The organism is Paenibacillus sp. 276b, from assembly GCF_900107875.1.
Lineage (GTDB): Bacteria > Bacillota > Bacilli > Paenibacillales > Paenibacillaceae > Paenibacillus > Paenibacillus marchantiae.
In genome coordinates this window covers 508754-534607 of record NZ_FNRR01000001.1, presented here as the reverse complement: position 1 = coordinate 534607, position 25854 = coordinate 508754, and the positions used below count along the sequence as shown (strand labels likewise).

The following is a 25854-nucleotide window of genomic DNA, read 5'->3' as shown; positions in this document are numbered from 1 at the left end:
GGCCCGGGTATGCACATCAAGTGCATCCGAGCCTTAAAGAATTGGGCGTTAACAACATAAACCAATCTTACTTGATTACAATTTGATAAAGTCAGCCATGGAACGAACCTGGATGGCCCCCGCCTTGGAGACAGCACCATCAGATCCTTGCAATTCCCCTCTGGCGGTGAACTTGACCTTCACAGGAATACCCGGAATGAGGTCGAAGAAATTGTCCGAGAACACCCCTTCTGCCTCAGTAGAAATCCATACTTGTTTTGCAAGTACATCACTTTCCAGGACCAGATGCACGCCATCATTCTCGGTAACTTCGGTAACCTTAATTTGCGCTGGTTGCAATGCAATATCCTTTGAAGGTGCAAAATAATGTTCCTGTGTGATGTCGGATGCCCCATCCTGCTTCAGATCAATACGCAGCAATGTTGTTGCAGCATCGCGACCTTCCAGCCATTCCGCCTGGCTCAATGACAGCACCTGTTGACCAGAGTTGGATGCCAGAGCGACTTCATGCTCTTCCTCACGATATACTGTGCCATCAAAGCCAATCAGGCGTATCTGGAGTTTGCCTTTCACAGGTTCAAGCTGATCCGAGATGAGGTAAATATCTGTCACATCTTCCTTCGTACCATCTACCGATACCAAGATATCACTGAAGCTGCGTTTCGCGTAATATTGCAATGCTTTCCAACGTCCGAAGTAATCCATACCCGCCCAGGAAGCCACCGGCCAGCAATCATTCATCTGCCAGTAGAGCGTTCCCATACAAAACGGTTTGCGACGACGGTGAGCCTCAATGGCTGTTTTCATCGCCTCAGCCTGAAGCACTTGGCTCATATAGAGGAAGGATGGGAAATCTTTCGGTTCATGCATGTACATATCCATGTATTGTTTGATCAGACGATTACCTGCCCCGTTCTTCTGATGCGCCAGCATGACTTCAGACTCCAATGCCAGATCCTCTTCCTCCGCATACTTGCGAACCGAATCGTATTCAGGGAAGGACTGGAAGCCATACTCACTCATGAAGCGACCAACATGAACGTTGTAGTTCTCAAAGGGCTCCACATTATGCCACACACCCCAATAGTGGATATCCCCTTCTGATGTGGATGGGTGAGCATGCTGTTTCTCGTCTCCCGACAGTGATACCAGTGGTGAAGAAGGCCAATAATCCACACCAGGAGCATAGGCTTCCACCACTTCCGGCAAAAGATCATGGAAAATAGCTTCGTAATCCGCCCAAATGCGCTCTCTTTGCTCCGCGTTGTAATCTTTTTTCCAACCCCAGCCGCCATCCTCAATGTAATGTGCCCACGCTGAATCAATCTCGTTATTACCACACCACAGCACGATGCTTGGATGATTACGCAGACGTTTCACATTATCAATCGCCTCATGCTTCACACTGTTCAGGAATGCCTCGTCTCCAGGATACATGCTGCATGCAAACATAAAGTCCTGCCATACGAGCAAACCATATTCGTCACACAATTCGTAGAATACGTCTTCTTCATAGAAGCCACCACCCCATACACGGAGCATATTCATGTTCGACTCGGCAGCAGATACAATCTCATGCAGATAGCGCTCACGCGTCACTTCTGTTATGAAGCTGTCATTGGGAATGTGGTTCGCACCTTTGGCAAACACAGCAACTCCGTTTAACTCAAAATAAAAGGATGCTCCCGCTTCATCTTTGTCACGAACCAGACGAATGGACCGAATACCCGTTTTGACTGTAGACTCAGCCACAGCCTGTTCGCCCTGAATCACTTCCGTATGGAAAGAATACATATGCGCGTCACCCAATCCGCGGCTCCACCACAACTTCGGCTCAACAATAGAGATTGGAACCTCCACAGTTTGGACGCCCGGTTTCAGGGTTACAGCCTGCTCCCAACTCTGTTCATCCGTTCCTACTCGAATAACTGTTTCTATCGATTGCGTAGACTCCACTTCCACGACCGCAGTGAGCGAAGCGGAAGCAGCGGTTACTTCATTTTGTTGAATGAATACATCATTAATTCGTACGTCCGTCCAGCCTTCAAGGCGTGCTTCGCGCCAGATTCCGCTGGTTACAAAACGTGGACCCCAGTCCCAACCATAGTGGTACGGGGCTTTCCGTGCAAAAATACTCACTGTTTTATCGCCTAATCCCCCCACGTCAGATTGATCATTCGATGCAGGCAGGGCATATCCTAGTTTCTCCAGCTTCGGCAGATCTTCATTGATCGGAGAACGAAAACGTATTCGGAGTACGTTGCCACTTGCCTTTACAACAGATTTCACGTCGACTGTCCACACCCGGAACATATTGTCTGCCGACAACAGATGTTGTTCATTCACATACACATCTGCATATGTATCCAGACCATCAAAGACCAGCTCCAGATGCTGCGACGACAATAGTGCCTCATTCACATCAAATTCCGTGCGATATTCCCAGTCTTTCTTATCGACCCATTGAATTTCTTTTTCGTTAGTTCCATAGAAAGGGTCCGGTATTTTACCCAGTTTCAGCAAATCCGTATGCACACAGCCGGGTACGTGAGCCGGCATCCATTCCTGATCCTCACAAGCCTTGAACGTCCAATTCTGAAAAGTCTGCGATTGTATTTTGCTCATGACAGCCTCCGTTATCATTGAATTATTTTTTTAAAAAAACATTTTGTTAGGTTTTGTTATTATAAAAACAAATAACTTACAAAACAAAATTAACATGATATGCTCAATTCAGTCAATCTGTTTTGTGGATTATTTCAAAAAAACATATCCGATAACAAAAAAAGACATGAAGCCCAATCTCTCCATGTCTTTTCACCCCAAGTTTATAGGGTCCTGGCGTGTGTTAATATTACATTTCTAAATTTACGTTCGTTAGCTTCACGTTAAACTAGCATTGTACTCATCACGAATGATTAGTTCCGAATAGATCAGCTTTCTTTCAAAAGGCCCGTCCGGATGCTCCAACCGCCATAATAACTGGTCCACCGCACGTCTGCCCAGATTCTCCTTATCGATATGCACCGTAGCAAGAATAGGCTCATCTGCACGGGTATTATCAAACCCGGTTACTGCACAGCGCTCCGGCACCTCGATGCCCCTGCTTTGGAGTGCACCAATCACAACAGCGGCCATGTGGTCGTTGGCACATACCATCACTTCGGGGATATCCTCCATCTTCATGGCGATAATCGATTCCCGAATGTGATCCAGATCAGGTCCCAGCAAATCTGCTTGCTGCGAGACCTGCAGCTGCATCTCTTCCAGTACTGAACGATAGCCGAGCCATCGTTCTCTGAAACTGGCTGCATCAGGCAATTCGCCAGCAAACTGTAGCCGTCTGTAACCCTTTCCAACGAGCATCAACACCAGTTCCTGCATACATTTCATGTTATCTGTAAACACCGTATCTCCATGAATTGCCGGGTCTTCATGATCAACCATCACAAGTGGAATATGCAGTCGATAAATCTCGAGCAATACGGATGTGGAAATGGAACCGACAGTTATAATACCGCTGATGGCTTCAGGATTCAGCACCGAAAACATGCGATCTGAGGAAGGTTCCGTCAAGGTCAGGATATCCATGCCCTTCTCATTCAGGCGTGCAGATATTCCCTCAAAGATGGGACCCCAGTACAGGGAAGATCGATTCTGCGAACGAATGTTAGGAAACAAGATCAGAATAGTCCCCTGTCTGTCTATCTTCATCTCCTGTTCAGCAGGGGTTTCCACTAGGAAACGTTTCGGTTCAGCTTTGAAATATCCGAGCTGTCCTGCCGTTCTAACAATCATCTCCCGGGTATGTTCACTGACACCAGGTTTACCGGTCAACGCACGAGAGACTGCGAATTTGGATACCCCCGCAGCATCGGCAATTTGCTGCATGGTTACTCTTTTGGCCATCCTTCTCACCCGTTTTTCCTTTATTTTTCATTTAGTGTAGCATAAAAAAAGGGATTCAACAAAACAAGTTATGAAAAGTTTAATTTTGTTAGGTAGTGGATTTGCTATGGATGCTGAATATTTCCCGAATAAATAACAAAAAAAGTTCCTCCAACATCTTCACAATGAAGTTGATGGAAGAACTCTTGCTTTATTTCAAAATTATACGCCCGGTGCTCCCTGATCTCCCAGTTCGGTCTGTAATGCTGTCCGCTTTCTGCGCCAGAATACCGGATAAGGGACTCTGATCTCTGTAATCAGAACACCAATGAGCATAAGTGCTGCACCCGCATACCCTTGCAGAGTAAGGGACTCCCCTTGAAAGGTAAATGCAAATGCTGCTGCAAACAGTGGTTCAAGCGAAAAGATCAGACTCGTTCTCGTTGGTGAAGCATGCCGCTGGGCAAGAGTCTGTAAAATGTAGCCAATGCCGCTGCACAGTACTCCCAGACCCAGAATGGCCGCCCAAGATTGAGGTGTGTCAGGTAAACGTGGTGTCTCCAGCACAAATGTAGCAGCCAGCCCCCACAGGGCTGCAACGCCCAGTTGCACCGTTCCCAGCGTTAGCGGATCATGCTTCGGCGTATACTTGCCAGCAATCATAATGTAGATCGCGTACATTAATGCTGCGAGAATGCAAAGGATATCCCCCATATGCAGGCTAAGCTCATGTTGAAGTGTCAACAATGCGAGCCCAATTACCGCCACGAGAATACTTATCGTTAACCGCAAGTCTGGCATTCTGCGATGCAGAATTGTCGTCAGGATGGGCACAAAGATCACTGCCAAACTGATCAAAAATCCTGCCTGGGAAGCCGTAGTGCGCTGTACTCCATAAGTGATAAATACAAAGGCCGCAAATAACGCTGTTCCCATAATAGCCCCTGCTGCAAGCGTTCCTCGATCCATTCTGAACAGTCGCCGATGGAAAAGGACAGCTGCCGCGATAAAGGCAATTCCAAACCGGAAAGCGACCAGATTCAATTCCTGCATGGACTCCAGTCCTGATTTCATAAACAGATAGGATGATCCCCATATTACCGTTGCGAGCAGCATCTGTAAATCCGCTCTTCTTGATGCTTGACCTTGTGGTGCACGTACTCCGTTCATCTTGCTTCTACCTTCATTCTATGTATTATAATCTATCCGAGGCTCTATCGAACTAACTCGCCTTGGCAAGTATAAACGATCTCTTTGCATTATAAAAATGAATATTTATAATAGTTAATATGAAATAAACTCATGTATTAAATGAAGAGAGGAACGGAATCTTTCATGTCATTGGTCAAATACGAAATTTTGAATGCCGTAGTGGAATACGGCAGCCTCACCAAAGCAGCAGAAGCATTGAATATTACCCAATCAGCGGTCAGTCATGCGATCGCCAGTCTGGAGACCGAGTGTGGTTTTTCGCTGCTGAATCGAGGCCGCTCTGGTGTACGACTTACTGCTGAAGGGGAACGTATTCTGGGCTATACTCGTGAAATTCTGCGTTGGACGGAACTGATGAACCAGGAAATTTCATTAATTCGCGGCGCCGAGATTGGAACCGTTCGTATTGGCACATTCGCCAGTGTATCCACGCAGTGGCTGCCTGGCATCCTGAAGCAATTTCGCCTCGGTCATCCCGGAATCGAGATTAAGCTGTGGGAGGGCGACTACGCAGAAATTGAAGGCTGGCTGGCTGGAGGTGCCATCGATCTTGGCTTTCTGTCCCTTGGCGATTCTTCGCCTTTTGAGACAATTCCATTACAAAAAGACAGGATGATGTGCATCCTGCCTCTGGAACATCCACTCTCTACGGAGAAGTCTGTCTCATTTGATGTATTGCTGGAACAGCCCTTTATTTTACCTAAATGGGGTGGTGATAACGAGATTGAACGGTTGATCCGACAGCATGCGGCCAAGCTGAATGTGGTCTATGAGGTCGCCGAAGATCAGGCCATCATGGCGATGGTTCGAAACGGTCTTGGCATCAGTCTTTTACCTGAAATGGTTCTTCAACACCATACGAACGAGCTCGCTCTTGTTCCACTCACTGGAGATCCTTATCGTACCATTGGCATCGCTTGCCCGTCTCTCACCAATCTGTCCCCCGCTTCGCGTCGTTTTATTGAAGCGGTACAGGAATGGCTAACTCCATCGTTATAATCGGTCCTCCGTTGCCTCAACCTAATCCCATACCCGATCCAGCTGGTCTGCATAGAAACGGATGGCTCTGCTGTAGTCGGTTATTCCCTTATCCTTTGATGTATCAGCCAGTTGTACCAGCAACCGCTTCATTGCCTCCGCATGCTCGCCCAAATTGTAGAGCACCATGGCAAGAAAAACTTCAAATTCCCGGTTTTCCGGGAATTCACTTAATCCCTTTTCAAACCAGGCCTTCGCCTGCTCGTACTGCCCCAGAGTCCGATATGTGCTGCCAAGTCCGAGTATGGCACCTGTCCTGTCCTCAACCGAAAGCCCTAGACTTAGAGCCTTCTCATAATGCGGTACCGCTGCCCGCTCCAGTCCAAGTGAATCATGAGCCCAAGCCAGCTGGTACCAAACCTGTGCATTGTCTGGTTCCTGTAACGCCAGTTCCTGCAGCAGCTCTATCGCCTCCTGCATTTTCCCCTCCGTTCTCAAGAGGATAGCCTGCTGTAAATCCTTCATCTACTCCACTTCCCATTCTTCCAAAATCATTTTCCAAAGTATAATTATAGCAAAAAAACACCCCGAGAAGTATGCCGGAACAACCACAGGTTGTCCAAGTCTATTCTACAGCGTGCTTTTTCGTAAGGTGCCAGCTAACTTGGCATCTTCATATTCCAATATTTTACAAAAGTGATGTTTCGCTCAGGACCAGGTTGTGTTTGCTACCATGACAATGAATACAACCATGAGATAATTGACGGAGATCAGAAAGTTAACCTTGGCCCATTTCTCATCATCCTGAGTTTTCAATCCGCTTAGTGTATGGACAAACCAGATCAGACCACCAATGACGGATACAAGTAGAAACACAAGCCCAACGTAGTTGTAGTAATACAACAGAAATACAGCAGGAAGCAACAGAAATACATAAGGAATCATCTGCACCTTTGTGCGCTTCACACCTTTGACTACCGGCAACAGTGGGAAACCGGCTGCACGATATTCTTCCACTCTGCGAATCCCGAGTGACCAGAAGTGAGGTGGCTGCCACAGAAATAACAGCGCAAACAGCAACCAGGCACCTGCATCAATCTGATTGGTTACCGCACAATAACCGATTACAGGCGGCATCGCCCCCGCAATTCCACCCAATGATGTACTCCAGGTCGAGCTGCGTTTGAGCCACATCGTGTAGATCACGATATAAGCAAACCATCCGAGCAGTGCCATCCAACCGGATAACGGATTGACCAGGAAGTACAGCAGCACAAAACCAACCACACCAAGAACAATTCCATACCCCAATACAAACTTGGGTTTAAGATGATTGATGTAATCAATCCGTTTTTTGGTGCGCTCCATCTTCTGATCCAACTCACGATCCCAGTAGTTGTTAATAACACATGCCGAAGCGATGACCAAGGTTGATCCAATCAACACCATGAGCAGAGATATCCACGAGATATCCCATTTTGAAGCGACCCAGAACCCTACCGCTACCGCAAACACATTCAGCCGCAAAAGTCCGGGTTTCGTTAATGCAATCATGTCTTTAAGCATGAGAAGCCTCCTGAACTATGTAAAAACACCATTCCTATAATGATACATGTACATACCATGAATTACAATCTCCTTCATGAATTTGTCATAACCAAAAAGCATCCCTGCCGGTTCAATGGAACCGGAGGAATGCTTAACCGTTGCATTTTGATCTAATTTTATGGAATGTATTGCTGTACAATTTTGATCACTTTTCCGTCCTGTACAGTGAGGTGATACGGGAATACGGACAGATCAAGAATATTGGTATTGTCATACAAAGATTCGAATTTGCTGAGCGCCACTGACTCATTCCATTGAATAGTGGTGCCCGACACTGTACCATCGCGATCATATAACTGCATCAACACTTCAGCATTAGCACTTACTTCTACCTTTTCCTGCTCTTTGCTGTCATTGACAATATAATAACCATCAGGAGCACCATCTATACCAGAGCCCGGATTGCGTTGTTCAAAAACTTTATCAGCCTCTGCACCTTGGTACCAGCCAATCTTGTCTACAATCAAGTACAATTTACCATTCTCATGCTGTATGTCTTCCACATACGCTGTAAACATCTCGGAGTTTGCAGCCTGCGCTTTGGCAGAAGCCTGTACAGAGTCCGTGCTCTCCTCAGCGTTCGCTGGTGTAAGTAAATATGTAGCAAGCACAATCATGCCAAGCAATGCAACAGCCGCACCCAGCATTCGTAATTTCCATTGTTTCGCCGCGTTCTTCATAGGCAGCATCTCTCCTTATTATGAACGTTACTATTCCTTAACCGGAAGGCTTTCTCTTCAAACGCTCATATGAATATTTAATCTTTCTTTTACTCTCCCTATCATACCGGGTGTACACACTGCAAAAGTATCAGCCAGATGAAAAATAGTTACAATAGGTGTCATCAAAAAGAAACCCTGAATGCCATGGCATCCAGAGTCTCTATTGGCTTAGCTTTTAATTTCAGCTCAATCTTAATGATTCGGGGTTGAACCTTGTGCCAGACGCACTAGCATATGAGCCAGCATATGGCGCTCTTCCTCTTTCCCGACATTCCACAGTTCTTGCAGCAACTTCTCTTCACGGTTACGCGGCTCTTCCCGGGCTGCCAAATAGTCGGCTACTTTCTCAGCGATTTTGGCCATCTGCTCCTCACCCAGTCCAATCGATTCTCCCATTGCAATTCGTTTGCCCAGATATCCTTTAAAGGCATCAAAGTTCTGTAAAATCTGTTCCCGTTCCTCCGGCGCAATCTTATCAATCGCATTGTCTACCTTGTCGGTTGAAACTTGTCCATCTTTATGGATAACATGATTTTGTTCATTCATCTGAAAAACCTCCTTGAGAATACTCGCTTTGTGGAATGTAAGCAAAATGCTTAATCATACCAGGTTATCTATAATATAAACTTCTCGCTGGAGATTAATCAGACCATTTCTATCCTTTAGCCATCAGCTGCTTCCTCAGAAATGCTTCGTAATCGCCATACTGCCAGAGCTCCCCACATATACAGCATGGCACTCAGATAAAATAATACATCGATCGTCAGCCAATCAATCAGCACACCGCCAACAATAACCGCAAATCCTGAAGCAGCAGATGTCCAGAAATGATAGTTACCTACAGCTGGGCCCCGTTGCCCAGCCACCGTATAATCGGCGAGCAGCACCCGTTCACTCATTCGCTGCATCGCATTGCATGTCCCCATCATCATTTGCAGCAGCAGCACCCAAATGTAGGAAATGACCCACGGAAATGCAATCATGGCTGCGGCCATCCCCACCGAACTTACAATGAGCCACTGCTTGGCGTGTCGATCCATCCGGGGAGCGAGCCATTGCGAAGCAGCAGCCGAACTGATTGTAAATACGGCAAAGGCAAGCCCATATTTGGAGAAGCTGTTACCCAGATTTTTGAGAAACAAAAGATAATACGGATAAATCATGCCCGAAGCGAGCGTAACGATACTTTGAGATCGAACAAGCCACTTGATATTCATGGATGATTTCCTCCATACTGCTCCATAAAATAGTTCATAAATAAATGATTCGGATCCACCTTTTCTTTGGCTGCAAAAAACTCATTCTTCCGAGGATAAGCCTGTTCGAATTGCTCTGAAGTTGCATAACCTGCATAGGGCAGATAATATGTTCCGTTATATCGAAGGACTGCATCTATCAGCTGCTGCATACTGCCCTTGAACTTCTCTTGTTCTACCTCAGACAATGAAGCGTGAAATAAACAGACAAGGCCGAACATATCCTGCGTCGCATAAGAAAGCACAGCTTCTTCATCATGTTTCACAAACCTGACTGTAATGTTGAGCAAATCCAATTGCTCCTGGGATACAATCTCTCCCATCTCCTGTACAAATGCGGGGAAGACATCCACCGGAATAAAATATTCCTGCAGCAGATCATTTTCACCCGGCTGATGATACTCCATGAAGGCAGACGCAGAAGCCATCGCATTGTTGCGACTGAGCCTCTTGCCATCCTGTGACTCGAAATACCGCTGTTGCAGCGGCCAAAACCAGGCCCGCCCCCATTGGAATTCACGGTTCAGGTTGAACAGAAGTTTGCTGGTAAGCACGCCTCTTTCACGTTCATCCAGATGATCATAATCATCCAGTGAAGCCATTGGATCAGAGGCATAATTCAATGCGTACATCTCGTGAAAATAGCCTTCACCGGGCTGAACTGAAATTCGGGCCAGATGCATACGCATCATCGGGTCTCCCAGGACATTCTTTTGAAAATAAGTCGGGTAGTCCTCAACCTGCACCTGCTCAGTTGTGAGACGATAGACTTCGTCATCCGTTAACGTCAACGTAACGTCCAAAATCACGCCAAACAGTCCGTAACCCCCAAGCACAAGCGGGAAAAGCTCTGCATTCTCCGTGCCACTCACTTGCCGAATCTGACCATCTGCCGTCAAGAGATGAAAGGAATCGACACTTTCAATCAAGGAACCCTGATGAAGCTCCCGACCATGTGCATTTACACTGATAGATCCGCCTACGGTGAAAATATTCTGGGACTGCATATTTTTGACCGCCAGTCCATATGGGTTAATGGCTCGTTGTACGTCAGCCCAGGTCGCCCCAGCCTGCACACGTACCTTTTTGGCATCGGTATTGACTTCCAGCACTTTGTTATACGAGGTCATGTCTATGACAATGCCGTCTTTATAATAAGTGTGTCCTCCCTGACTATGGCGCTGCCCAGCAATCGATATCGTCAGATTCTGCTCTCGGGCTTCTTTGAGCAGTTCAACGAGCTGCTGCTCTTCATGACCCTCGACCACACGTTCAACCTTAACCGGATGAAGGCGGCTGTAGTCGGTAATCAAATACGGATTCTGATCATCGCTATCCGTTCTCCAATATGTCCACACACATAAAATCAGAAGTAACAGGAGCATGCTCGTTTTTTTGAACAGATGAACTCCTCCTCCCCTAACACCTAGCGTTTCAATTTGATTTGATTGGTTAATCGTTTACATATACATCACAAGGATTGGATATGTTAAGGAACACCTTAAACATACCCGAATAAGGAGGAATTTTCCATGAATGAACATAAAAAAGAACGAAAAAACAAAGATCTACAGCCTGGTGTGAATACAATTATTCAACCCGACCCGAACAACCCCGGCCCAACGGACATGATTGAAGAAGCCGTAGGAGAAATCGTAGACAATATCACCCATCCTCACAAAGCCAAAACAACAGAGACCCGCAATACAAACAGCAAATAATTTCAGACCATACTTTTGTAAACAGCTTGCGTACAACGCAAAAAGTCCTCCAACCTTTGTCTTAACGGTCGGGGGACTTTAAAATTGTTTTTTTCTATGAATGGGGCTGTTCACCATCTGCGTTTTAATTTGCGTTTAGATCTGCTTCACCTTATTTTCCTTTTTCATCTGTTGCAATGCCTTGTGAATCCAGATCGCGGCAATCGAACCTTCGCCCATGGCAACCGTAGCTTGTTCCGCGTGCAAGCCCAGATCTCCGGCAATCCATACATTAGGCGCGGCCTGCATGCTTCGCACGTTGGCTTCGACGTGTTTATTATCCGCGATGACGGCTCCAAGCTGCTCTGCCAGTTCATAATGTACACGATTGCCTCCAAACGCAACAAATCCACGCTCTGACTCAAAAATCTGTCCATCTTCCGTCAGCACACCCGTAATATGGCCATCTTCCATCTGTTGCACTTCTTGGACGGCGGCCTCAAGGTAACGAACTCCTGCCTCTTTCATACTTCGATGAAGCTCAGCGGAGATTGGCGACTGCTCATGGTTGATATACAACAACTCATTGGTACGTTGAATCAAAACCATAGCCATATTTGCACCGGCTTCGCCTGCACCCAGCAATATCGTGCGCTGATCCTGAATCTCATATCCATCGCAATCCGGGCACACATATACTGTTCTTCCCAACGTAGGCCTTAATCCCGGAATCGCCGGTATCCTGTCCGTTAGTCCAGTTGCCAGTAAGACTGTTTTCGCCATATATTCAGAGCCGGAAGAACCGAACAATTGAATCTGTTCTCCCCGGCGTCCTGCCTTAATGATACGGTCTTTCTCAAAATTTACTCCAGTCTGCTCAGCCTGCATTCTGCCTTTGGAGCGCAGCTCTTCACCGGATACTCCATCGGGGAAACCAAGAATATTATGATAGGTTCGGCATAACGTTGATCTGCCTTCTCCTGCGTCCACTACCAACACCCGATGAGAAGAGTAACGCCCCATCTGAATAGCTGCCTGAAGTCCTGCGAGTCCTCCACCTACTATAATGCAATCATACTCTCGCATGCTCCATCTCCCTCCTATGCTTCTATCTCTTATATGTTATTGGACAGTTCACTATCCTTCTATCCATTTACACCGTTCAACCAAAATCAAACGTAATCCGTTACAACTTAGCTTTTACCAAAATAAAATAACCCAAACCATCCGTCTGAATAACGGTGTGTTTGGGTCGGTTTAAGAAAGAATTATAATTTCGGAATTTAGAAAATGTATGATTCAAATCGTGAAGCGTTCGAAATGGCATTCCATACATCTGCCGTCTCTCCGCCCATATACCAGTAGGCCAATCCGGCAATATTACGCTCTCCGCTCATCATTACTTTCGCGGACAATGAACGACTGTCCTCTGCCCATATATATCTCGGCGTACCGTTACTGTTATAGCCGATGACATATTGGACCAGATCTGCATCCCATCGTCTCACGGAACCTGAAGCTCGTGCACGAGTTCCCTGTTCTGCGAGGGTGATATCCCATGAACTGGCTGCCGGATTAGCGGAAGACCAATCCCGTGTATATAAGGGTAGAGCCAGAATTGTTTTGGCGCGAACTACCTCAGCGAGCATCGTATCCAAAGCCCTTTCGACCCAAGGAAGAGATGCCACAGACCCTGCTTGCGGATCGCCGTTCCAATGTTCCTCATATCCCATCAGTACCATGTAATCCGATACAGCGCCTAATTGCGCATAATCAAATGCATCGGTCCAATCTGTCCCCAGATCGGGTGATACATCTACAGACACAAGCGCCTAGCGCATGCAGAGCCGTTGCCAGGGAAGTAATAAATGCGGTCATTCCTTCACGATCAGCTGGCAGTACGTTCTCAAAATCCACGTTAATACCATCCAGTTTATATGTTTTCACCAAAGAGGTGACCTGTGAGATCACCGACGCCCGGTTGGCTGTACTCGATAACATCTGGTGGGTAAGGTCCGGGTTCGAACGATTGCCAAGCAACGGCCATACCTGTCTGTCCGTAGCAGATGCCCATGATAATAACGATGTGTCCGTGAGATCCGTGACTTTCATGCTGCTATTCAGGAAGAACCAACGGGGAACCAGTGTGTTGGCTTCCGATTGTTCGATCTGTTTCTTGAACTCAGCTGTAGAGGCGTTATATTGCCATCCCAGCTGAATACCGAGCTGATCCTCACCTTTCAGCTGGTCTGACCAGGTTTTCTTTTGCAAAATGGCATCCAGCATCACTGCTGCCTCTTCTCTAGTCACTTGGTCATGCGGGCGAAACTTGCCATCACTGCCGCGCATCAATCCAAGCTGATATACGGTCTGCACATAAGGACGTGCCCAGTCAGATATCTCAGTTGCATCGTCATATGTGGATGAAAGAAGGTTCGTTGATTTGGAAGATTGTTTCAGCATCCTCACCAGCAGTGCAGCCGCTTCTTCCCGAGTAATGGAGGCGTTTGGCTGGAACACGCCCTGACTCTTGCCCTCAAGAATGGAAAGATTGGTCATGGCTGCAACGTTGCCGTAATACCAAGCGTTCATGCTGACATCGTTATAGGGATTAATATTGTTTTTAACGGGCTTCAAACCTAGCAGTCTCACGGCAAATGTTGCAAATTCAGCACGAGTGACTGCCTTTTTGGGTTCAAACGTATTCTCGGAGGTTCCGGCAGCAATTCCCGCCTTTACCAGATGTGCAATGGCATCCTTGGCATAACTGGAGGTTGTATCCTTGAACACCTGCTGAGCAGATGCTGCCTGAGCTGTGGATTCACCGATGGTGATTGATCCTATCGCCAGTACGCCGCACAAAATAGCATTCCATAGCTTTCGGCGGGTACGTTTGTATATTCTATTATTCACATCAAAAAGCCTCGCTTCATTGGAGTACGATCTACATCATCGTATCAAATTGAAGCGAGGCCGTATGTGGTTAAATAATGGGAAATTCGCTGAAACGAGGCACCTCAATCTTTTCAATTAAGGTCGACGTTCGATCCAGGTAAAAGTCTTACTTGTGTACTTTTACACGTTGTTCAATCGGTTGGAATTCTTTCTCGCCTGGTGTTGCTGTTGGTTTGCCGAATGGCATTTGAGCGATCAGTCTCCAGTTCTCCGGAATATTCCATTCCTGTTTGACTTTCTCATCAATCAGCGGGTTATAGTGCTGCAGGGAAGCGCCCAGACCTTCTTGTTCCAAAGCAGTCCAGATCACCAGTTGCAACATACCGTTAGATTGGTTCGCCCAGATCGGGAAGTTATCCGCATAAGCCGCAAAATTTTGTTGTAGCTGCGCAATCACATTGTTGTCTTCGAAAAAGAGTACTGTACCATATCCGCTGCGGAATCCAGCCATTTTCTCAGCTGTAGATTGGAAAGCTTCTGCATTGCCAACCACTTCACGCAAAATTTCTTCCGTGTGATTCCACAGTTTATCGTGTTGTTCACCGAGCAATACTACGGCACGAGATGTTTGTGAGTTGAATGAAGTCGGAGTGTATTTTACCGCTTCTTCCACGATTTCCTGGATTTTAGCATCCGAGATTGTGGATTCCTTGCTGATTCCATAATAAGATCTTCTGTTTTTCAACGCTTCAAAGAAAGATTTAGACATAAATATTCGCCTCCCAAAATGGTATTTCCTAAATTGCCAACATAGTAACTATAATATAGTAACATACATTAGTCAACAAACTATTTTATTTTCACTAAATGTACATTTAGTCATTTCCTTTTGAATAGGGGGATTTAAGTATCATTTTTAACAGCAATTGAATTGATTCTGATCACTGCGACTCACGATAATCTGCTCGATATTTCTCTTCCGATGACGAATTGCTTTTGGTCTGATCCTTATTCTTCTCTTCCTGCTTCTCCATATTCAGATCTTCCATCGGAATGGGGTCCACGGTCTGCTCTTCTTCATGCTGGTCAAGCAAACTTTCCTGCTCTGTCGGATACTGCTCCGGATTATCATGGGAACGATCCTTATGTGCATCCTTGTTATTTTGATCCGGTGTGCGCTCTTTCATTCGTGATTCCTCCTCAGTTTTCATTTACCCTTCTTTTACCTTTTCTGTCTGGCTTCTAAACACGGCGCGAAATATGCGATGAACGTAACAGGTGCATCTATATCTGCATCAGGAGGTAAAAATAGAAAAAAGCCAACCAGAACGGACTGGTTGACTTCATCTACTTGTATTCAGTTCCATTTTATTGATTGCTGGGCGAAACGGTTGAGTCTGCGAGACTTAATTTGGCTTCAAAAATAATACTATCATTCTCTTCAGCCAATCTTCCTCGAACCCACACAGCTCCCTCTGTAACCTCTGAACGCTCAACAATCATTAACTCCTGCATACGAATCTCACGATGATATGAAATTTGCAGACGGATCATACCTGCAGCCAGTTCATCCAGTGTTAATGCATCACAACATACGTCTGCATATCGGGCGTTGTTCATATGACCATTACTGTCTGTGCTGCTGTATTGTACAGTTAAACGATATTGTTCCTGCAAGCTGAGTTCAGAAGGGACCGTCACTTTAGCAGGGGCTTCACCTAAGGATAAATCAGGATGCGATTTCACTTCAAAAGGTAAAGCTGAAGGTCTGACGACTCTGCGTCTCTTCAGATCGACCAACGCCCAAGCTGTACGAGCCTCAGCCAGATGTGTTCCCTCTCGATCTGTAAGGATATAATCCCTTAACCATGTCACACCTTTATTTTCTTTATGCCACGTCTGCAAGGATACTTCTTCTTCCAATCGGGCTGGGCGTATGATCGTGACATCTGTCGTTAATAGCATCCAACCCAATCCCTGATCCAGCATCTGCGATACGGTAACTCCCATACCTGCTAAATCGCGGTCTGCTGCCAACTGCATATGCTCCAGTAAAGCAGATGGACGACATTGTGATCTGTAATCGGCATCGGCTGATCCAATTCGGTAATTAAGCTTGAATGGTTGTTCTGATTGCATTCAGTAACCTCCTCAGGCTGTGCAGCATGTAAAATTTTTGATCCGTAACGCTACATTAATCAAACGAACGATGTAATCGACTACGGTACAGATCTGGTGCACACCCTACACTTTGTTTGAACATTCGACTGAAATGGGATAAACGTTTGAACCCTGCCAACCGGCTGGCCTCTGTCACACTGATATCCGGCTGGAACTGGAATAACAGCTTGGCCTGATTAATGCGACGGTCATACACATATTTAAATATGGTACTACCCGTCATTTCTTTAAACAATCCGGCCAGATAAGGCTTGGACAGATGAAGCTCACTTGCCAGATCATCCAGCCCAATGTCCTCCATATAATGGGTTTCGACATAAGCAATGATATGCTGTACATGCCGCTCCTTCTCGGAAGAGGGAAGGTGGTCCTCGACCCTTCCTCGGCAGATTCCAGCTATAACATACAGCAGGTCACATAAACGAACGTTCATGCGTTCCTCTTTGAAATCCCCCGAATTCACGGTAAGCTGATGCAGACTCAACAGCAAGGCTTCGAATTCGGAGCGAATATTGCCTGTCAGATTGATCCGGCAGTTTCTCAGTTCTTCGAACGGCTTTAACACTTCGCTCACCCGGTCCGGGTGCAGACTGCTGCGGATGGCCGAGGGATCAAAGTGCAGCGTCGTTCGCACATAAGGTCTGCCAGGCATGGGATGTGGCCGATGAAGGGTCATGCCATGCATCAGGACCAGGTCACCCGGTTCAAGGTTGTAGACTCGATCTCCAATCAGATAGGTACATTCGCCATCATGAAAATAGTACACCTCATATTGTGGATGCGAATGAAATCCGTCCGATGCTCCAGGGTCGTACGTGCTGGTGGAGCGATAGCTATATTCCAATGGACCACTAAATTGCATTACACTTGGCACGTTCAAGTACCTCCTGTTCTGGAGAGGTTTCTTACCATTTTACCCGTTTCACATCATGTCGGATAGTACTGGACAGACTTTGAAATATAGAAGGCCATGCACATATCCGCTTGTTTGCACGGTACGTGTCATGGCCCTTTGGGAGATTGGGAAAAATAACTTACAGAAGCTGTTCTATACTCGCCTGAATCTCGTCAATCGAATCAACAGGTTCAAAACGTTTAGCCACATGCCCTTCGGCATCAATTAGAAACTTCGTAAAGTTCCACTTGATCGCATCACCATGCAACCATTCCGGTGCTTTGTCCGCCACCATCAGCTTTAGCAGTTTCGCTTGCACATCTGACTCATCAAAACCTGCAAAAGGTCCCGACTTTTTCAAAAAGTCATACAGCGGATGCGCTGCTTCTCCATTGACATCCATCTTGGAGAACATGGGGAATTTCACACCATAGTTAATCTGACAAAAGGTCTCCGCCTCTTCGCTGCTTCCCGGTTCTTGCTCCGCAAACTGATTACACGGGAAACCAATGATTTGAAGTCCTTGCTCTTTATATCGATCATAAAGTTTCTGCATGTCGTCGAACTGATGTGTGTACTTACACTTGCTCGCTGTATTTACGATCAGTACAGGTTTTCCTTCGTATTGATAGAGCGGGAAACGTTCTCCACTCGTTTTGGTTACGCTAAAGTCATAGATGGTTGGCATAAGATTGGTGCACCTCGCGATGTTATGTAGTTATACAGACTCATATGAATTTCTATTATATACGAAATAGAAGATTCTGTATCGTAAAAAAGCCTATAACTACTGCAACGCTGCGAACAAATCAATCTCATTATCGGGATGATCAGGTTGATATCGTTCATCCCAAATTTCAAAATCATAGTCCTTCAGTTCATATCCCGTTTCACCAATCCATTGAGCGTATAAATAATCATATGTAGCATCAAGCTCCGATTCAAGCCCTTTGTGTGTGCAAGTCACATACTGGCTTTCCTTGAATGCGTGAAGAATCATGTCAGGTGGGGCAGCGCTGTCTGCGAGCACCTCATGACCAATCAGATGTGTAAACACATCCTCCTTGGGATTAAAATTTGCGTCCATAGGATAAATCTGCATCAACATGACATTATCATTTTTCCGATGCTGAATCTCATCTTTTCTATTGACCAGTTGTTCATGATGGATCTTTCCAAGACCCGACTCAAACACGGCAACCGTGGCTTCAATTTTGTACCCTACCACCTGAAAGCGGGCAAATTTACAACTTTAGCTTCCATATATGATCCCCATCCTTTTACAACATGTCGTAAGCGCCTTATGATTTCGTACCTTCACATCATAGCGAAAAGTAATCGCTCTATACTTTCGTTGCGTTATTGAATCTATGTATTCCAAATTCTTTGAAATCCGATGTAAGTATCGCCTCTCTCAGTGGATACAGATTTGGAGTAAATCTGAGTTCGATTCCTTTTTCAAATAATCTCTCTATTAAACCCTCCATGCGGTCTATATGTAGAGGCTTTGTAACCTGATAAGAAATATAGTAGCCCGCCGTTGGATCAAAGAGTTCAAAATTGGTGTCATCGAAGTGGTACCTGTATATAACCTGATTCATAATCCTCGGATACCATGAACTTTCAACCGTAACGATGATATCCGCATTAGAATGTTTAAAAAACTTCTCATTATTCTCATCACTTATCGTGTCAGTCTTTTTACAAATGATTCTTGGACAATCTCTTGGAAAGTAATATGAATATTCATGCTCTTCATCAATAGCCCACACCACTGCTGGAAATTCAGCTCTGTCTTGTTTCTCTCTTGGAATAAAAACTTGGATATCTGAAACCTCGCTAAAATGATAAAGCATTCAGGCGCCCCACTTCCCGTCACATAAAACAACAGAGGTCTCGATTTGTCTTTCGGGGACGTTCCAGTATCTAGTTAATAACTGCTTCTTCTCATCCGATGAAACTAGGGTAAAACCATTTTTCAAATAGAATTTTATAGCCCATTCTGCGGAATCCCAGGTTCCTATTAATATCGGTTTATCGGTTGATGCCACCAGATGAGCCAGCAGCTTTGTGCCTATTCCGCTCCCCCGTTGGTGAGTTCTTACATATGCGTGCCTGATTAAAGCAACATCACCTTTATCCTGAATTCCCATAACGCCCCATAATCTATTATTTTCTTCAAAGCCCCAGAATACGACGCCATCACGAATTTCCTGATTCAATTCTTGCAATGGCATATAGGGTTCATGATAGCGATCCTCAGGAATTACACCCTGGTATGCCTTTGCTGCATCATTAATGATCTCAACCATTGCATCTGCGTCCATACTGTTGCACAATCTGATCATGGAATAAACCTCCTGAAGGTTATAGTCTATTAATTGAACTATCGTAATGGATATACCAATTCAATAGGTTCATTAATTAATTCCTCTTTGAAAATATAATTATGATCTGCTCCCACAACACATAAAATTTTCTTACCCGGATTCGAATGATACGTGTTCTTCACACGTTGAATCATGATCTGATTTCGTACGATCCATCTAAAGTTATTTGCTTTTGGATTAATCTGATCCAACCATTCATATTTTTGTTTGGTCATAGTATCAAACGCAACCGAATTAAAGGGAATCGTTCCAACGTCATGTGTATTCATTTGTTTAGCAAACCATTCATCATCGATCTTCTCCAACGCTTTACGCTCCTCTTCTGAGAAGCTGTTCAATGGATCAAAATCATTCCAGACATCTAACTCAAACCAGTCAATAGGCACAAACTCTATATTCCGTTCTTCACATAATGGAAAGATAAGCTCCCAATACTCACTGGCTGGCTCACCCCAATATCCCTTATCCTGTTTATCCTTGATATACTTCATCCAACTCTGGGGATGCACTTCACCACAGATAATATCCGGGTTGAATTCTGTAATCAGATCCTCATACAAGGTAAGAGAACTATTATATTTTTCTCTTAATTCTTGATTATGAATTGTCCCCAATATTCCAACGACCGTCATATCATTTCTCCTTTATATATGTTATATGATATTTTTGAGATTCCTATGTAAGTCTATAATCTTTTCTTCAGGAAGTACTGAATAATTCCTTCCGGGTATTCATCTATCATTCCAAACACTTCATAACCCATCTTCTTGTAAAATTCAGGAGACTGATAAGAAAATGTACTTGTATGTGAAAGTTTGCAGCCCTCACTAACAGCAATGCTTTCTGCTTGCATGATTAATGATTTCCCATACCCATTTTCTCTGTATTCTTCATCAATCCAAAAGTTATCAATATATAAAGTATAGCAGTACGTAGCACAGAAGATCCCACCTACTGCTTTGCCAGTCTTATCCCTTAGAAACAAATTGATGCTTTTTCCAGGTTTTTTTAACAAACCCTTTGTTTCTCTTAGATTGTATTGATACAGATTGCTACATACAGCATGGTAATCCTGTTCATGATCTTCAAATACAATTTTCAATTCATCGTTAACAGCAGGGTTATTCATTTTTCAGATCCTCACGATTTCATAGTATTTGTCTTCACTTCTTCAATAAGACCCTAGCTCCAACGTTATTTGAGTTTAAATGATCTGTATATAAAGAAACCTATGGAACTAAATAAAACGATAATGAATATGACAACGGGCAACCAATTATGATGAGTGACTTTATCCGCACTTGAAAACTCAATAATCATCCAACTGATATAAATAAAAAATATGGATATCTCCGTCTTCATCAGATTAATCATGAGCCGTGCATTTTTATATTGTCTCTCCGCATTCTCCATATTCAAATTGAGGTAATTATACGTATGAGGATACTTCTCCAGTTGCGAAAGTCCAATCCATAAAATAAGCCCAATGACTAAGGGCAGCCATACTCCCCACTTTCCTCCCCAGCCATCAGGCTCCCCCTTCATATTAAAATGAATCGGTATCTGATCCGGTAAGGTCATCCATTGTTGCAAGCAGTATATAATGCCAATAATAAATAAAATGATGGTTGTGATATCTAAAGTTTTTTCCAGTAACGTTTTTGGGATTGTTATCTTCGGACGATCTTTGATTTCCAATTTCCTACCTCTTCTCCATTTACACACCGTATGATTACATGTTAACAATTATCAACCTCTTTTTCCAATGATTTCTGAGTATCCTTGAGGAATGAAAGCATAAGCAAAAAAGGCCGCCTTTGCAGGCAGCCTTTACTTAATATAACCTTATTTACGAACGGAGAGAATGAACTTCTCCAGCGATTCTGTATTGGTAATGCTGTGATTACATCCTTGGTTCTCCATGCATACGTATTGACCAATCGCAGAATAATTATCCGGTAAAGCGTTCTTGGTCTTGACCGTGAAGAATGCAAGCTCTTGATGCCGATTACAGAATAGGCAGTACCCCTTCTTGTGTGTCGGCGTTATTCTTCCCTCAATACCGATAAACTGTCCTTCGAACGGATATACAACGAATAATTTGTTCGTCGCAATATCTACCCAGCTCAGGTACGTTACATATCGAAAATCAATGGATGGTAGATCAGGCATTTTCATCTTTTTGTTCTTCGGAAATAACTTCTGAATTTGTTTCAACGTAATCGATGGATACAACTCCAGATATGGTTCCAATGCTTTCATATACCGTTGAAAATCGTCTGTTGTCTCCAGCGACGAGATTTGCTCCAGCATTTGCTGCTGGTTCTCTGTCAGATCCGTAAATGCTTCAACAATGTTTGTTGCAGCACTGTATCTAACAGTCTCCAGGACCCTGCGATCCGCGGCGGATTGCACGGTTTTGCGAACAAATTCCGCTTGTTTTTTAATCAAATTATATTGGTGGTTTCTAATAAATGGTGTACTCATAGCTTTCAGCTCCTTATTTTTCATAGAAAAAAATCAATAAGGGCAAAGCCTGTTATTAGAAACGATAAAATTAAGTATGGGCGAAAGAATCTAAGCTATCGCGCCCCACGCAAAGTATCGCCCCCGATCAGGCTTTGCATGAGTTATTTCTAGCTAACGAGCAATTCAGCATTGCCATCTGAGTAACCCCCAATCAAATATCATGCGAAAAGTATATCAGAGAACTTCACATGGATCAATTGAAATGGATTTTCATGGATCTTCTTTTATTCCGTTGCTTTTAATTGTAATATCTGATCATTCACGAATCCTTGTAAGAAGAAAAGCTCATTGTCATTGGCTGTTCGATTATTGGCTGCTTCAAAACGCTCGATTGCTTCCTCTAATGATGTGGATTTCACAACATCATTGGCTGAGATGAGCTCTCTCCAAAACGTATCCATCTCCTCCACGTCACAGATCGACTCATGACCAAGCAAGAAATGAACGGCATCATATTGCTGAATGTCCTCAATCATAGGCAATAACTTGTCTTGCTTAATATGATATAACGAATTGGTAGTTGTATTGTAAGCACTATCGCCCAGAAAAATGACCTTTTCATCCGGAATATATACAATGGTTGAATCATCGGTATGGGTGCTACGAATGGTTTCAAGCACACAAACTTTATTGCCCAAGTCCAGATGGAGTGACTTTTCAAAAATAATATCCGGAGGACATAACTGAAATGTGTCTCTCTCCGGTATTTCATTTTGTATCGTCTCCATACAATGTGAAGTCATCTTCTTGGAATCCACATACTCCTGTAGAGAGCGATCATCATAAGAATAGTTCCGCCAATCATTCATCTTTTGGCTAGTTAGACTATTCATAATAATTGTAGCTCCGTATTCATTCATTCCTAAAAAATGATCCCAATGGGCATGAGAAATGACCACATATTTAACGGGCGGAACGTTTAACTTCTCTATTTCATGTAAGAAATCCCTGGCATGTTGAACCGAATTTCCACCGTCAACGACAAGGCTATATTTATCACCGCAAACTAACCCCAATGTTGGTCTTTCTTTATCATTTTGGTTAGATAGATAATAGATCGTTTCACTTAATTGATTTAGCATGTTCATTCTCCTCTATGATAAATTCTTGATCCATAAGAGAGAAAATCTGCATGCTTATTTAAATCAACATTTAGATTTTCTCATTTTATTTGTTTACCAACGGAATCACCTCCTTTGTTTTTCACATGAACTGAATGTTCCTCATCTCATCAGACGCTCATTCTTCTTTTGTATTAAAAAATGTATCATTGTTGATCTGAATTATTCTGTCTGTTGCCTCATGGTTTATCGGATCCCTGACCAACATACTAAATATTTCTCTAAGTTCTTCTATTCGTAATAAGACTTTGTCTTTGGATCTTTCCTCTCTAAGTGAGATATATAATTGGTACAAACTAATATCTAAATCATCATTCAGTTTCTCAAAAGAAGTTAGTTCCGATATCGCAGCTGCATTAGACACACTTGATATCATTGATCTATACGTATAATCATTAAGAACCATACTAAAGCTGTGCTGAACATTACTTATTTCATATCTAAATGAATTATCAATAGAATTCTGAAGCTCTTTTCTTTGATTTTGAGATTCAACAAATTTAAAACCAAGAATGATTAAGCTCAATGTTAATAAAACTATAATATAGGTTCTTATTTTCTTCATTATTGAATAGCTCCTAATAACCGAAATTTAAACGATGCTATATATTAGACGCTCTTCCAATGTTATAAGTTCGGCTTTTTTCTATGAGCAGTTAGCTGTTCAAAGAAAAATGCAATACGAATAACGCTTTCTCATCATTCTTTAGTGAGCTTCTTGATACCATCTTCGAAGTTGATTAATGTGAGCTTGATGATAACGACTGTGGTCAGCGATATGCCACATACCCCAGCGTACGGTTGCTTGCTTCTCATTTTCATGCCCAAAAGTGACAATCCTCGCTAGATCATCATCCGTTAATTGTGTACACGCGTCCTTCAACATGGTTATGACACCTTCATATGTCGACATAAGTGTACTCAAAGATATTCCTTGAACCATCGGAAGACTGCCATTTTCATCAATCATAGGGCCATGTTGCTCTTTTAAGTTTTGAGGAAGTGGTAATCCCTTTATTCGATAAGCCCAATTCAGATCGACGTAGGTGATATGTTTTATTAATTGAGCGGTACTATTGAAGTTGTTATTAGGTCCTTTATAATCTATTTCTTCTTGCGACATACCTTCCGTGATTCGTTGGAGTCGTTGGCTGTTTTCTATAACCGCAGCAAATAACAACCCAACAACAGGTGACATATTGGCTTCGCCTTTTAAATCATAAAGCACCCTAACGCCTCCTTGAGGTTGTCTTCATCGTTCTTCCCTTAGAATCTCCTTGATTTCTCTTAATTCTTGCAATATTTCTTTGGTGTACTGATTACTCTTGGAATTATCCATTCCGATTTTCACAACAAAAATACCAAAAAACAAAGACACTACCAATATTAATATAGTCCCAATAATAACCATCCTTTCCTCAAGCAACAGAAACCCGAGAGATTAGAAACAGCGATGCTGCCCCATTCCAAAAGATCCACTCGGGTTAATAGTTGATTAATTTAACTGTGACTACTCATGTACTGGAACATACATCGTTTGTATCTCTTGAACGCCAGGAACAAATCCAAGATTAAAATAAACTGATTCGGCATCATTGCCTTCCATGACATATAACCTTAGAACTGGATACTTGTCTTTAAGTTCAGTCAAGGCTCTTTGCAGCATGCGTGTAGCAAGTCCTTTTCCTCTGTAAGCAGAGTTGACTCCGATGCTATATACTGCTGCTTGATTATCCTGCAAACATAGGCGACAGTTGGCTATGAGCTGTCCAGTAACCTTATCATATACAAGCGTAGAAGCTTGAGTTAGGTTCTCATTGGTAAAATAGATTTCTTCGTTCGGGATAAAGTCTTCAAGGGATGTTTTCTTTCTGCGTAAGGCTTCAAAACCTCCTACAAAGCTGTCAAAGTCACACTGAGCGATTTCATCTTCATTAATGTATTGCTTAGCACCTGTTTCATTCTCGATAATTTCGGGGCTCTTAACTATAAAATCATGATCCCAATGCACATTGAAATGATCTGTCGGGCGCTGCATCCAGCGACATCTGAACTCATCTGGCCAGAATCCAGCCCTCGTAAATAAATGTACTTGATCGGGGAGAATTTCATATATCTTGATACGTTGCGTTGCATCAGACCATTTTATGAGTATTGTTTTAAGAAGTTTCAGTACCTCAAATGAATCATTGAATGGGGGCATAAAGAATAGATGATATAACGTATTGGGTGCCATCCTTACCCCACCGATTTTTGACTCTCCTTTATAAATCCAAAAAGAGTTATTCCGCGAAACATTGAAGTAGCCTTCCTCTCTAAAAAATCCAGTATAGGCCATATTATAATAGACTGAACAATACAGTCCCCATTCTTCGGGCTCAGCCTTTTGAATGGAATATTCATTTGATAAATCATAAGAATTAAGTTCCTCAGACCAATTATTTAATTCCATGCGTCATTCCTCCTCATCAATGCTAAC

General features: G+C 43.7%; 31 protein-coding genes. 2 read left to right on the top strand and 29 right to left on the bottom strand.

All coding sequences use genetic code 11. The features are described from left to right. Positions 1 to 75 precede the first annotated feature (75 nt). From BLV50_RS02500 to BLV50_RS02490, 3 genes are all read right to left on the bottom strand, one after another. Positions 76 to 2625 (bottom strand): beta-mannosidase, encoded by a 2550-nt coding sequence (locus tag BLV50_RS02500; RefSeq protein WP_090805624.1) that lies wholly within the window; start codon positions 2623 to 2625, stop codon positions 76 to 78. Positions 2626 to 2883: 258 nt separating this feature from the next. Beyond that, a complete protein-coding gene (locus BLV50_RS02495) occupies positions 2884 to 3909 on the bottom strand; it encodes a LacI family DNA-binding transcriptional regulator (protein ID WP_072732497.1) in 1026 nt (341 codons plus the stop codon). A gap of 201 nt (positions 3910 to 4110) precedes the next feature. Continuing rightward, positions 4111 to 5058, bottom strand: coding sequence for a DMT family transporter (locus BLV50_RS02490; RefSeq protein WP_090805621.1), 948 nt, complete (start codon positions 5056 to 5058; stop codon positions 4111 to 4113). A 165-nt stretch (positions 5059 to 5223) separates the two neighbouring features. Between BLV50_RS02490 and BLV50_RS02485 the strand changes: the two genes are divergently transcribed. Next, on the top strand, positions 5224 to 6099 hold the full coding sequence (locus BLV50_RS02485) for a LysR family transcriptional regulator (protein WP_090805619.1): 876 nt from the start codon (positions 5224 to 5226) through the stop codon (positions 6097 to 6099). 21 nt (positions 6100 to 6120) lie between these two features. Here the strand turns inward: BLV50_RS02485 and BLV50_RS02480 are convergent, their stop codons facing one another. The 6 genes from BLV50_RS02480 to BLV50_RS02455 all read right to left on the bottom strand — a co-directional run bounded on the left by BLV50_RS02480 (position 6121) and on the right by BLV50_RS02455 (position 11049). Next, positions 6121 to 6603 (bottom strand): tetratricopeptide repeat protein, encoded by a 483-nt coding sequence (locus BLV50_RS02480; protein ID WP_063563313.1) that lies wholly within the window; start codon positions 6601 to 6603, stop codon positions 6121 to 6123. Positions 6604 to 6786: 183 nt separating this feature from the next. After that, complete coding sequence (cyoE, locus tag BLV50_RS02475) at positions 6787 to 7644, bottom strand: heme o synthase (protein WP_063563312.1); 858 nt, start codon at positions 7642 to 7644, stop codon at positions 6787 to 6789. Between the two features lie 158 nt (positions 7645 to 7802). After that, complete coding sequence (locus BLV50_RS02470) at positions 7803 to 8366, bottom strand: hypothetical protein (protein ID WP_063563311.1); 564 nt, start codon at positions 8364 to 8366, stop codon at positions 7803 to 7805. 234 nt (positions 8367 to 8600) lie between these two features. Beyond that, positions 8601 to 8954, bottom strand: a complete 354-nt coding sequence (locus BLV50_RS02465; protein ID WP_072732493.1) for a DUF3243 domain-containing protein — start codon at positions 8952 to 8954, stop codon at positions 8601 to 8603. 116 nt (positions 8955 to 9070) lie between these two features. Beyond that, positions 9071 to 9625: an MFS transporter gene (locus BLV50_RS02460; RefSeq protein ID WP_064638937.1), complete on the bottom strand. Its 555-nt coding sequence runs from the start codon at positions 9623 to 9625 to the stop codon at positions 9071 to 9073. Then, entirely contained in the window at positions 9622 to 11049 is a 1428-nt protein-coding gene (locus tag BLV50_RS02455; protein WP_090805616.1) for an FAD-binding oxidoreductase, read from the bottom strand. The genes BLV50_RS02460 and BLV50_RS02455 overlap by 4 nt, the downstream gene beginning before the upstream one ends. A gap of 147 nt (positions 11050 to 11196) precedes the next feature. Here BLV50_RS02455 and BLV50_RS02450 point away from each other — a divergent pair, with 147 nt between their 5' ends. Next, on the top strand, positions 11197 to 11385 hold the full coding sequence (locus BLV50_RS02450) for a hypothetical protein (RefSeq protein ID WP_063563307.1): 189 nt from the start codon (positions 11197 to 11199) through the stop codon (positions 11383 to 11385). Positions 11386 to 11520: 135 nt separating this feature from the next. Here the strand turns inward: BLV50_RS02450 and BLV50_RS02445 are convergent, their stop codons facing one another. From BLV50_RS02445 to BLV50_RS02355, 20 genes are all read right to left on the bottom strand, one after another. After that, positions 11521 to 12450 (bottom strand): NAD(P)/FAD-dependent oxidoreductase, encoded by a 930-nt coding sequence (locus tag BLV50_RS02445; RefSeq protein WP_072732491.1) that lies wholly within the window; start codon positions 12448 to 12450, stop codon positions 11521 to 11523. 197 nt (positions 12451 to 12647) lie between these two features. Next, positions 12648 to 13190 carry a glycosyl hydrolase family 18 protein gene (locus BLV50_RS02440; RefSeq protein WP_143038092.1) on the bottom strand — a complete coding sequence of 181 codons (543 nt, stop codon included), beginning with the start codon at positions 13188 to 13190 and terminating at the stop codon, positions 12648 to 12650. Beyond that, on the bottom strand, positions 13138 to 14277 hold the full coding sequence (locus tag BLV50_RS02435; RefSeq protein WP_090805610.1) for an S-layer homology domain-containing protein: 1140 nt from the start codon (positions 14275 to 14277) through the stop codon (positions 13138 to 13140). The genes BLV50_RS02440 and BLV50_RS02435 overlap by 53 nt, the downstream gene beginning before the upstream one ends. Positions 14278 to 14425: 148 nt before the next feature. Next, entirely contained in the window at positions 14426 to 15028 is a 603-nt protein-coding gene (locus BLV50_RS02430; RefSeq protein ID WP_063563305.1) for a nitroreductase family protein, read from the bottom strand. Between the two features lie 172 nt (positions 15029 to 15200). Further along, positions 15201 to 15446 (bottom strand): hypothetical protein, encoded by a 246-nt coding sequence (locus BLV50_RS02425; protein ID WP_090805607.1) that lies wholly within the window; start codon positions 15444 to 15446, stop codon positions 15201 to 15203. 181 nt (positions 15447 to 15627) lie between these two features. Next, positions 15628 to 16398, bottom strand: a complete 771-nt coding sequence (locus BLV50_RS02420; protein ID WP_090805604.1) for an acyl-[acyl-carrier-protein] thioesterase — start codon at positions 16396 to 16398, stop codon at positions 15628 to 15630. 55 nt (positions 16399 to 16453) lie between these two features. Further along, positions 16454 to 17314 carry an AraC family transcriptional regulator gene (locus tag BLV50_RS02415; RefSeq protein WP_090805600.1) on the bottom strand — a complete coding sequence of 287 codons (861 nt, stop codon included), beginning with the start codon at positions 17312 to 17314 and terminating at the stop codon, positions 16454 to 16456. A 160-nt stretch (positions 17315 to 17474) separates the two neighbouring features. Continuing rightward, on the bottom strand, positions 17475 to 18023 hold the full coding sequence (locus BLV50_RS02410; RefSeq protein ID WP_079694587.1) for a glutathione peroxidase: 549 nt from the start codon (positions 18021 to 18023) through the stop codon (positions 17475 to 17477). 99 nt (positions 18024 to 18122) lie between these two features. Then, on the bottom strand, positions 18123 to 18563 hold the full coding sequence (locus BLV50_RS02405; RefSeq protein ID WP_256336125.1) for a GyrI-like domain-containing protein: 441 nt from the start codon (positions 18561 to 18563) through the stop codon (positions 18123 to 18125). 115 nt (positions 18564 to 18678) lie between these two features. Then, positions 18679 to 19191, bottom strand: coding sequence for a DUF6886 family protein (locus tag BLV50_RS02400; protein ID WP_090805597.1), 513 nt, complete (start codon positions 19189 to 19191; stop codon positions 18679 to 18681). Next, on the bottom strand, positions 19192 to 19683 hold the full coding sequence (locus BLV50_RS02395) for a GNAT family N-acetyltransferase (RefSeq protein WP_090805594.1): 492 nt from the start codon (positions 19681 to 19683) through the stop codon (positions 19192 to 19194). A gap of 38 nt (positions 19684 to 19721) precedes the next feature. After that, on the bottom strand, positions 19722 to 20357 hold the full coding sequence (locus BLV50_RS02390; protein ID WP_063563298.1) for a hypothetical protein: 636 nt from the start codon (positions 20355 to 20357) through the stop codon (positions 19722 to 19724). Between the two features lie 53 nt (positions 20358 to 20410). Beyond that, entirely contained in the window at positions 20411 to 20854 is a 444-nt protein-coding gene (locus tag BLV50_RS02385; protein ID WP_072732484.1) for a GNAT family N-acetyltransferase, read from the bottom strand. A 65-nt stretch (positions 20855 to 20919) separates the two neighbouring features. Beyond that, positions 20920 to 21423: a DUF1648 domain-containing protein gene (locus tag BLV50_RS02380; RefSeq protein WP_063563296.1), complete on the bottom strand. Its 504-nt coding sequence runs from the start codon at positions 21421 to 21423 to the stop codon at positions 20920 to 20922. Between the two features lie 147 nt (positions 21424 to 21570). Further along, a complete protein-coding gene (locus tag BLV50_RS02375) occupies positions 21571 to 22212 on the bottom strand; it encodes a FusB/FusC family EF-G-binding protein (protein WP_063563295.1) in 642 nt (213 codons plus the stop codon). A 266-nt stretch (positions 22213 to 22478) separates the two neighbouring features. Further along, positions 22479 to 23336, bottom strand: coding sequence for an MBL fold metallo-hydrolase (locus tag BLV50_RS02370; protein WP_063563294.1), 858 nt, complete (start codon positions 23334 to 23336; stop codon positions 22479 to 22481). Positions 23337 to 23493: 157 nt separating this feature from the next. After that, positions 23494 to 23940 carry a hypothetical protein gene (locus BLV50_RS02365; RefSeq protein WP_090805590.1) on the bottom strand — a complete coding sequence of 149 codons (447 nt, stop codon included), beginning with the start codon at positions 23938 to 23940 and terminating at the stop codon, positions 23494 to 23496. 141 nt (positions 23941 to 24081) lie between these two features. Further along, complete coding sequence (locus tag BLV50_RS02360) at positions 24082 to 24603, bottom strand: DinB family protein (protein ID WP_090805588.1); 522 nt, start codon at positions 24601 to 24603, stop codon at positions 24082 to 24084. Between the two features lie 24 nt (positions 24604 to 24627). Then, positions 24628 to 24753, bottom strand: a complete 126-nt coding sequence (locus BLV50_RS33275) for a hypothetical protein (protein ID WP_256337832.1) — start codon at positions 24751 to 24753, stop codon at positions 24628 to 24630. A 132-nt stretch (positions 24754 to 24885) separates the two neighbouring features. After that, a complete protein-coding gene (locus BLV50_RS02355; protein WP_090805586.1) occupies positions 24886 to 25827 on the bottom strand; it encodes a GNAT family N-acetyltransferase in 942 nt (313 codons plus the stop codon). Positions 25828 to 25854 lie beyond the last annotated feature (27 nt).